The sequence below is a fragment of the Methylobacterium sp. J-076 genome (assembly GCF_022829405.1).
Lineage (GTDB): Bacteria > Pseudomonadota > Alphaproteobacteria > Rhizobiales > Beijerinckiaceae > Methylobacterium.
In genome coordinates, this window is record NZ_JAKSXW010000073.1 from 1 (window position 1) to 8,373 (window position 8,373).

The window sequence follows — 8,373 nt, forward strand, 5'->3', positions numbered from 1 at the left end:
TGCGCAAAGCCGCCGAGCGCACCGTCGAAGGGCTATGGTCGGCCATCGGACAGCTCATCGACACTGTCACCCCAGACGAAAGCGCCAACTTCTTCGCTGCGGCAGGCTATGACCTAGATTAAACCGAAAACGCTCTAGTGGCCGCGGCACACGGTCCACCCTTCGTTGCAGCCGTGTGTGTTTCGGCGTGCAACGTTGACCCCATGCGGTGGGGGATCGGCGTCCAATTCTGACCCCCTGAAGCTTGCTCTCGCAGACTGCCCTTCGGGACGACCGGACGGGTGGTGGGGGATGAAGGGCGTGGACACGATTGCGCGCATTCGGCGCGAGTTCTTCATTCGCCTTCTTCTGCGGCACCTGCCAGCGCGGGATCTACGACAACATGAAGACCGCGGTGGAGACGATCTTCGTCGGGCGCGAGCGCGCCTACAGCCGCCGCTCCCTGCAGATGTGCTCGCACTACCTGTCGAGCCGGTGGCCTGCACGCCCTCATCAGGGTGGGAGAAGGGTCAGGTCGAGAACCAGGTCGGGCTGGTGCGCGAGCGCCTGTTCACGCCACGCATCCGGGTGAGGAGCTACGACGAACTGAACGCCCTGCTGCTCGACGGGGTGATTGCCTTCGCCAAAGCCCATCCTCATCCCGAGGAGCGGGAGCGCACCGTCTGGGAGCGGTTCGAGGCCGAGCGGGCGGCGCTGGTGCCCTACGCCGGCCGCTTCGACGGCTTCCACGCCGTGCCGGCCAGCGTTTCCTCGACCTGCCTCGTACGCTTTGACAACAACCGCTACTCGGTGGCCGCCTCAGCCATCGGCCGTCTAGTCGAGGTTCAAGCCTATGCCGAGCGCGTCGAGATCCGCCAGGACCGCCGCATCGTCGCCGAGCACGCCCGTGTCTTCGGCCGCAACCAGACGGTGTTCGATCCCTGGCACTACGTCCCCGTGCTCGCCCGCAAGCCCGGCGCGCTGCGCAACGGCGCACCGTTCAAGGACTGGGTCATGCCTGCAGCCCTCGACCGCGTCCGACGCAAGCTCGCCGGCTCTTCCGACGGTGACCGGCAGATGGTCGAGATCCTGACCGCCGTGCTCGGCGATGGCCTGCCCGCGGTGGAGGCCGCCTGTGCCGAGGCGCTGCGCGAGGGCGTGCACTCGGCCGACGTCATCCTCAACATCCTGGTTCGCCAGCGCGAGCCGATCGCACCCGTCACCCTCCTGACGCCCGAGGGTCTGCGGCTGCGCCACGAGCCCGTCGCCGACTGCGCCCGCTACGATAGCCTGAGGAGAGCCCCATGATGGAACGTCAGCAGATCCTCGCCACCATGGGCGAGCTGAAGTTGCTCGGGATGAAGGCTGCCTACGACGAGATCATCAAGGTCGCCGTGAAGCGCACGCATGAGCCTCAGCAGATCGTCGGCGACCTGCTCCAAGCCGAGATCAGCGAGAAGCAGGCACGCTCAATCCGCTACCAGATGACGATCGCCAAGCTGCCCCTGGCCAAGGACATCGCCGAGTTCGCCTTCGATGGCACGGCGATCAACGAGATCCTCGTGCGCGACCTCGCCGGCGGTGAGTTCCTGGCTCATCAGCGCAACGTCGTGCTGGTTGGCGGCACCGGCACGGGCAAGACCCACCGCGCCATCGCGATCGCTCGGGCCTGCATCCGGGACGGGGCACGCGCTCGGTTCAACAACGTGGTCGACCTCGTCAATCGGCTCGAAGCCGAGGCGCGTGCCGGCCGACAGGGCCGCATCGCGGACCATCTCGCCCGGCTCGACCTCGCGGTGCTGGACGAACTCGGATACCTTCCGTTCGCACAGTCGGGTGGGCAGTTGCTGTTCCACCTGATCAGCCGTCTCTACGAAACCACCTTGATCGTGGTCACCACGAACCTCGCCTTCGGGGAATGGCCAAGCGTGTTCGCCGGCGACGCCAAGATGACCACGGCGCTGCTCGACCGCCTCACCCATCATTGCGAGATTGTCGAGACCGGCAACGAGAGCTGGCGCTTCAAGAACCGCGCCTGAGGCCCGCACACTCGGCACGCCTGATGGACCCCTGATCAGCCCGGCTGCGCTACCCCGACCCGCTACGCCGGTCTGATCAGGGGCGTCGAGGCACACACGCCAGAGGGGTCAAAGTTCGACGCCGATCCAGGGTCAAAGTTCAACGCTGTTTGACACTGATTGACCATAGGCAGCCGGTAGCAATCGCTCGTCGCCTTGCCTATGGCTGGCGCGGTCGAGTGAGAGCGGCGCGCGCTTTCTGGGCGTATGAACGTTGACGGCGAAGTGCCGCCGTGAGGTTCTGACGATGCTGAGCATCCGGCTGCCGATCTACACGAGCCCAAATGGGGATCGTTGGTTGCTCTGTCGCGGCGAGCGATCGACGGATGTGTTCGTCTTGCATGAAGCGAACGCCCCATCTGGCGGTGCGGTATCTCGCATCGAGGTGGGATCGTTCCTGCTCGAAGCGCCTCGTGGTCCTCAGCATGAGGAGCTTCTCAGCTTGCTAGGGCAACTGATTGATCGGGATCATGCTGTTCCACCAAAAGGTGGGCGTCGCCAGAGGTAGGAGCGGCTGCCGCAGAGCCAACGCCAGGCGAGGGAATGGCATGACGGCCGAGCGGGGCGCGAATTTCTGTGAAGTAGAGCAATTTTGAGCGGGACCGCTCTGCCGTTGCTCGGTGGCCGCAAACCTCGCTTCTACCCATCTAATACACCACACTGGCGGCACTCCGTCATCAGCAACGCCAGATTCGTGGCCTCACCCTTGCAAGGAGACCATGCGCCCGCTGTCAGCGTCCGCAGCTGAAGGTTCGGGGTAATGAGCGACGACGTAGCGACACCCGCGTCATTGGTGCGAGGCTTCCTTTCCAGTTTGATGAAGGCAGCGCTGATCTCGAAAGACGCTCAGGGTATGCAATGGCGGGACGAAGCCACACGGCTTCAACGCTTAATCGTTGAGAGATCAGGCGAACTTGGGAACCTAAAGATTGACGGCCTGTGGTGGCTTGCCGTGAATGACGCGGAGACGCCTGAACTTGAAGCATCTGAAGGACAGATCCAATGGGGTCAGCCGAAGACGTGCCCGTTCACGATCAGCGAGCTCTCTTCGAAAGAATTTAACATCAGTTATGCCGTGCAACATCTTCGTGAAACTGCTTCTACCGGATGATTCACAGCATATCTGCATCGGAAAAATCATACTAAGAGCGATTACCGTCATGGACAAGTCGTAATTAACATGCATTGCTCATCCGGCAGATAATATTTGCGAACGTCTTCTCGTTCAACGGCGCGCGACTGACGCGATCTGAGACTATAAATATTGATATCAGCGCGTTTTAGCTATTCAACGTTTAGTAAACCACCCGCGTCGTCCGCACTGATCGCAGCACGTTATCTACCCCGACCGCGAGGCAGACGATCCTCCCTTCATCATCGCGCCAGGAACCGACCTGCGCGTCCCACCAGCGGCCGTCCCCGAGATGCCAGACGTTTCCCCGTGCGGGCGCCCGCAAGTCTCACAGCGCCCGCCAGCGCGACGGAAGCGGATCACCGCCGAAAGCTGCGGCCAGTCGATGGGGTAGAAGAAGCGATGCTCGCGCCGGATCGGCATGGCAGCAGGGCGGTGACTGGTCGGAAAGCGTAGCAGTTGAGCATCGCTGTGGATTGCACACCCCTTCCGATATGCGGTGTTCGGGACCCTCAACACACGGGCCTGCACGTGGCGATCTTTTTGCAACCCTTCGGGGCAGCGGTCACGTCCTCGAGGCGTTGCGATGCCCACCGCCGCCATCGAAGCCGCTGCCGACACCCTCCTCCACATTGTCGTGACCGGAGAACGTCAGCGGCTCGATGAAATGGGGAGAACCGCGATTTCCACGCCCATCCAGAGGATGCGCACGGATTTGGGTGGCGATCCTGAAATTGGCTGCCGGGCTTCTGTGGCTGCCCAGTGCATCACCAGCTCGCTCGGCCCGGCAATCACGACCTCGACGTTTAGAACGAGTACCGCCGGATCGAGGCTTGGCGGCTCGGACTGGACCAAGCGCGGGACTTCGTTGGTGTTGCCGAGTTCAACGTCTCCCGCGACCTGCAATGTCGGCGCGCCTTCGCCCTCGGATGCAAGAAGCGATACTTGCCAATCCCGCGTTCTGGGCACGATGTCACCGGTCATGCTGTACACCAAGTCATATATGGATCCCCCGGGGTGGAGGAGCACAGACTGGGCCAGCTACTTATCACTTCCCCTCATGCTGAGCCTCTTGTTCGGCTTTTGTGCCCGGGCGCTCCATTGGACCATCCTGAGGTTTTACCGTGCCGGTGGCCGTATCCTGCGGCGTGTTGGCCAGCCCTTAGCTTTTCGGCTTGCCGCTAGGCATACGCTCAGCCTGCGTATCGGTCGGTTGATCGGTCATGTCTTACCCCCTCATATCTCGGTCTCACGTTTCACAACTGCGTCCTCGCCGTCGCCTTTCTGGGACAGTCCGACTTCCGGCACTTCGTCATTCGTCGGAAGCACAGTTCCCGTGTCTGAAACGTCCTTTGCAGCCAATCTGATACGACGCTCAGCGTCATACTCCGTAACTGCTAAGTCCTCGGTGTGGCCCGGTTTTGCCGTTGTGAGATCGTTGGGCATCGGCGGCCTCCATGAACCGAAGTAACGCCGCAATCTTGATCAGGGTCCGTCAGCAGGTCTCCACTGACGCGCTTACAACTCACGCCGATGCGGGTATCCTTCGGCGCTCCACTTGAGGTGGCTAAGCTGATCGACCTTGAACGCCGCCTCACTCACGTCGAGGCCGCCCGTTCCGTCACCGCCCCCACACGGACCCTCACGGATCGCGGCATAGGCGACCCGGCCAGTGACCTAGAAGCCGCCGACGCCCTGGCGAACTAGCGGCAGTCGGTAGCGCAGGGACGGGCCACTGTGCGGTGCATGGCGTGCTGTGCCTATCCCAGACAAAGATGACCGCCGGGGAGTAAGCGGCTAGCTTAGTCACCGAGACATAAGTAGACCACCTGCTCCCCGCAGATCGCCAAATTCGGGCCAAGACGACGATAAAAGCAAAAAATCTACCCCCTCCGCACCCATATTCCATAGAATGCCGCCCTGAGCTGCCCTGGGCGATTTTAGGGGGTATCTGTTATCGCGCCGCCTGCATCGTCTACGCGTCGTTGTTTTGACCGACCGCCTCGATACGCGAACCGCCGAGACCCATTCCACTCGCTACATCATCGAGACCGCGGTTGCAGGTCATGGCGAGCGTATCGCTGGAAGTTTTTGGTATGACGAGCAGAAGGCTGCGCGCCAAGACGGACACGGGGTGACACGCATGGTAGGGTGAAAAGGGGCTTCGTCCCGATCACGCTTGAAGGTCGAAACGACGATATCGGCGATCAGGGCGGTGAACGTCTCAAGGTCGCGGCTCGGCATTCTATTAGCGGTGCCTACAATCAAATAATTCTTTCAAAATATTTTATTGCGTTTTTCAGCGCGACAATAGACTGTTCCGCTTTGATCTAAACTAGGTGCACCGTGGACGAAAACGCAGAGATCATCGAGGCTCAGGCCATCGATTTCATCGAACTGACAGCCGACATCGTCTCGGCCTACGTCGCGAAAAATTCCATCCGGCCTAGTGACATACCGGAGTTGCTCGCGGGCATTCATGCCGCCCTCGCCAGTCTTGGGAAGTGTAGCATCCCCGAAGCGCCGGCGGTTGAGAAGCTCACTCCCGCCCAGATCCGCAGAAGTATCACGCCCGACGCGCTGATCTCCTTCGTGGACGGTAAGCCGTACAAGACGTTGAAGCGGCATCTCAGCCGCAATGGCATGACGGTTGAGCAGTACCAAGAGCGCTTCGGCCTGCCGCGGGATTACCCATCGACAGCGGCCAACTACTCGGCTCAGCGCTCGGAACTCGCTCGCAACCTCGGCCTAGGACAGCAGCGCAAGAAGGCAGCGTTGGAGGCCGTCGAGCCTGCTGAGACTGTCCCCGAGAAGCCGAAGCGTGCCGGGCGCCCGCGCAAGGCTAAAGAAGCCGCCGGAGACTGAATTCAAGCAGGGGGGGGCTGCCCGTTCACTCAGGCGATCCCCATACTCTCAGCTATCGCGGTAGTTGAGCTTCCCTGGCTCCCACTTGCGAGCACGCCGGCCGCCGTGTTCGCCTCGTTCACGTGTGACCGGCGCGTCTGGGGCCATCAAGTTGAGTTAGTTCGCCTCTCTGTTGACGCCTCCCGAAGCTGTAGAAAACTTGACGATACGGCGGCAGTGGGTCGCATTACCAGACCTGTCAGGCATCGTAGAGCCGTCGTTGGGCCGTGGGCCGGCGCTTGCGGTGTTCAATTCCCCCGCGCCGCCGACCCTCACGCAACAGCCTGACCAAGGCATCACGGGCAGGACGGGAGGAACTGGCTCTAGTATTGCCTGTCATCGCGCGCTCACCCGCTGCGAGCCGTGCATTGTCGCGAATGCCTCGGGCACCCGTGCGGGGAGGGGTCGCTCTAGCAGACAGGTTTGGAACTCGGGAGGTGCGAAGATGCCTTACTTCTCAAGGACTCGCTGAGGCGCGACCTTCTGGGGCTAACTCCAATCCGCGAAGCTATTCCCTTCCTCCTCAGGGTCGCTCAAGAGGTCGAAGGCGGCATCCAGTTTGCGCAGGTCCCAGATGGTGCGGGAGCCGATCCTGAGCGGACGGGGTATCTGCCCATCTCCTACGAGTTCATCGAACTTGGTGATGCTGATCCCGACGTAGCGAGCCGCTACTTGTCGGCTGAGGCCGCGCCGGGGCACGACTTCGACCCGAACGGGGGCCGCGTCTTCCGAGTGCTGGCGACCGTCCTCCGGCATAGGCTTGGCCCTCCACCCCTGTTGCAAGATCGCGACGGCGCCCCTCCAGGTGATGTGGACAACCGCGACTGCCCCAAGTCGGTCAAGCTTTGCGCCTGATGCTGATCGGATCACACGCGACCCGGCGGCCATCATGCTCGCACTATCCCGCACCGTCATTCTCGATCACCGGGAGAGCACCGCCGTGCTGCTCTCATCGACCCTGTTTCTGACGGGGGCCTTCTTGGTCATCCGACTGCTTGGCTGCCCTAGCGGATAAGTAAGGTGCGTAGGGAGGAACCGTCCCGATGAAAATGCCCATCATGATTGCCGTCACTTCCACCGTGCTGCTGATGAGCGGAGCAGCCCAGGCGCTGCCGGTGGCACCGCTGTCGAGCGGCGAAGCATCAATCACATTGGATCGTGGCGGCTGCGGCTTCGGGGAGCATCGCGGACCCTATGGTGGCTGCCGGCTTAACCGCGGCCCGCGAGGCGCTATTCGGCGGGCAATCTCAGGGGCACCACGCGGATGCCCGCCCGGCCTGATCCGCAGCCCGCGGGGCTTCTGCCACCGCTAACCGGCGAGCCGGGCGAGCCTCAATGATGAGGCTTCCCGGCGACCAACCATCCTACTTCGCTCCCCCACCCCCTGCTTGCCGAGCCGCTTCCGTCGCGGCTGAAAGCGGCGCCGCGTCGAGGAGGGCTGCCAAGTCGCAGTGCCGGATGACTGTCGTGGCCCAGAGCTTGCGGGCTGGCAGATGCCCGTCTGCTATCAGTTGGTAGACCGTTGAGCGGCCGACACCGGGCATCGCCGCCGCATCCCTTGGCCTGTAGGCCAAAGGGGTCAGTGGCTCCGTCGTCCGCACCGGATCCATAGCCTCGCCTCGACCCGCTACCGCCCCTTGCCGCCCTTCACGAACTCCCAGACCGGCATGACCCACACCTGCCCGATCATGTTTCGGTAGCCTAAGGTCCGTCAAATAGAATGCGAGTGAACGACATCCCGGTGCCTCGGTTGTGCGAGTCGAGAAGACACATCGGGACCCACCCATGCCGCGCTACTTCATTGACACCTCGGACGGCGACACCTTCGTGCACGACGACGAAGGCTATGACCTCCCCGATGCGGGAGCCGCCCGAGATGCTGCGCAAGCAGCGTTGCCCGACATCGCTCGCGACAAGTTGCCGGACGGTGATAAACGGACCTTCTGTGCCTTCGTCCGCGATGGGACCGGCGCGGTAATCTACCGGGTGGCGCTATCGCTCGTCGGCGAGTGGAGCGCGGATCAGATGCCCCGCTGAGACGGGCGAGCCTCGATGTTGAGGCCGCCCGGCGGTGTACCTACTCCGCAACCTGATCCGCTGACGAACCTTGTGCCATGATCTGCCTCCTGCTCGATAACTCACTCCGCTGAGCTGAGTAGTTCGAGGCAACCATGGGATAGTCCAGTGGCAGGCCGTAGCGCTCGCGGTACGCGGCTGGATCAAGACCGTGCGACCTCAAATGCCGCTTCAGCGTCTTGTACGGCTTACCGTCGAGGAAGC

General features: G+C 62.4%; 9 protein-coding genes and 3 pseudogenes. 7 read left to right on the forward strand and 5 right to left on the reverse strand.

What is annotated here, in order from left to right; translation table 11 throughout:
- The 4 genes and pseudogenes from MKK53_RS05885 to MKK53_RS05900 all read left to right on the forward strand — a co-directional run.
- A pseudogene (locus MKK53_RS05885) lies at positions 1–122 on the forward strand (IS630 family transposase); the annotation flags it as partial.
- A gap of 212 nt (positions 123–334) precedes the next feature.
- Positions 335–1,287: pseudogene (locus MKK53_RS05890) on the forward strand (Mu transposase domain-containing protein); the annotation flags it as partial.
- Complete coding sequence (istB, locus tag MKK53_RS05895) at positions 1,284–2,018, forward strand: IS21-like element helper ATPase IstB (RefSeq protein WP_409564277.1); 735 nt, start codon at positions 1,284–1,286, stop codon at positions 2,016–2,018. The pseudogene MKK53_RS05890 and the gene istB, both read left to right, overlap by 4 nt.
- 799 nt (positions 2,019–2,817) lie before the next feature.
- Positions 2,818–3,168 carry a hypothetical protein gene (locus tag MKK53_RS05900; protein WP_243927762.1) on the forward strand — a complete coding sequence of 117 codons (351 nt, stop codon included), beginning with the start codon at positions 2,818–2,820 and terminating at the stop codon, positions 3,166–3,168.
- A 190-nt stretch (positions 3,169–3,358) separates the two neighbouring features.
- On the opposite strand, the pseudogene MKK53_RS05905 reads toward MKK53_RS05900, so the two are convergent.
- From MKK53_RS05905 to MKK53_RS05915, 3 genes and pseudogenes are all read right to left on the reverse strand, one after another.
- Positions 3,359–3,612: pseudogene (locus MKK53_RS05905) on the reverse strand (hypothetical protein); the annotation flags it as partial.
- Positions 3,613–3,840: 228 nt separating this feature from the next.
- Positions 3,841–4,173, reverse strand: a complete 333-nt coding sequence (locus tag MKK53_RS05910; protein ID WP_243927763.1) for a hypothetical protein — start codon at positions 4,171–4,173, stop codon at positions 3,841–3,843.
- Between the two features lie 252 nt (positions 4,174–4,425).
- On the reverse strand, positions 4,426–4,635 hold the full coding sequence (locus MKK53_RS05915) for a hypothetical protein (RefSeq protein WP_243927764.1): 210 nt from the start codon (positions 4,633–4,635) through the stop codon (positions 4,426–4,428).
- A 900-nt stretch (positions 4,636–5,535) separates the two neighbouring features.
- On the opposite strand from MKK53_RS05915, the gene MKK53_RS05920 reads away from it, so the two are divergent.
- Positions 5,536–6,054 carry a MucR family transcriptional regulator gene (locus tag MKK53_RS05920; protein WP_243927765.1) on the forward strand — a complete coding sequence of 173 codons (519 nt, stop codon included), beginning with the start codon at positions 5,536–5,538 and terminating at the stop codon, positions 6,052–6,054.
- 1,082 nt (positions 6,055–7,136) lie between these two features.
- Positions 7,137–7,406 (forward strand): hypothetical protein, encoded by a 270-nt coding sequence (locus MKK53_RS25675; RefSeq protein WP_409564278.1) that lies wholly within the window; start codon positions 7,137–7,139, stop codon positions 7,404–7,406.
- A gap of 51 nt (positions 7,407–7,457) precedes the next feature.
- Here MKK53_RS25675 and MKK53_RS25680 read toward each other — a convergent pair whose 3' ends face one another.
- Positions 7,458–7,880, reverse strand: a complete 423-nt coding sequence (locus tag MKK53_RS25680) for a helix-turn-helix domain-containing protein (protein WP_409564279.1) — start codon at positions 7,878–7,880, stop codon at positions 7,458–7,460.
- Between MKK53_RS25680 and MKK53_RS05930 the strand changes: the two genes are divergently transcribed.
- Positions 7,879–8,130 carry a DUF6894 family protein gene (locus tag MKK53_RS05930; protein ID WP_243927766.1) on the forward strand — a complete coding sequence of 84 codons (252 nt, stop codon included), beginning with the start codon at positions 7,879–7,881 and terminating at the stop codon, positions 8,128–8,130. The two genes, MKK53_RS25680 and MKK53_RS05930, sit on opposite strands and share 2 nt — an antisense overlap.
- A 40-nt stretch (positions 8,131–8,170) precedes the next feature.
- Here MKK53_RS05930 and MKK53_RS05935 read toward each other — a convergent pair.
- Positions 8,171–8,373, reverse strand: a 203-nt coding sequence (locus tag MKK53_RS05935) for a MucR family transcriptional regulator (RefSeq protein WP_243927767.1), incomplete at its 5' end; no start/stop codon positions are given.

What these genes read in the sequence shown, in the direction of transcription:
- istB (WP_409564277.1), top strand. Translation starts at nt 1,284, where the DNA reads ATGATGGAACGTCAGCAGATCCTCGCCACCATGGGCGAGCTGAAGTTG.
- MKK53_RS05900 (WP_243927762.1), top strand. Translation starts at nt 2,818, where the DNA reads ATGAGCGACGACGTAGCGACACCCGCGTCATTGGTGCGAGGCTTCCTT.
- MKK53_RS05910 (WP_243927763.1), bottom strand. Translation starts at nt 4,173, where the DNA reads ATGACCGGTGACATCGTGCCCAGAACGCGGGATTGGCAAGTATCGCTT.
- MKK53_RS05915 (WP_243927764.1), bottom strand. Translation starts at nt 4,635, where the DNA reads ATGCCCAACGATCTCACAACGGCAAAACCGGGCCACACCGAGGACTTA.
- MKK53_RS25675 (WP_409564278.1), top strand. Translation starts at nt 7,137, where the DNA reads ATGAAAATGCCCATCATGATTGCCGTCACTTCCACCGTGCTGCTGATG.
- MKK53_RS05930 (WP_243927766.1), top strand. Translation starts at nt 7,879, where the DNA reads ATGCCGCGCTACTTCATTGACACCTCGGACGGCGACACCTTCGTGCAC.
- MKK53_RS25680 (WP_409564279.1), bottom strand. Translation starts at nt 7,880, where the DNA reads ATGGGTGGGTCCCGATGTGTCTTCTCGACTCGCACAACCGAGGCACCG.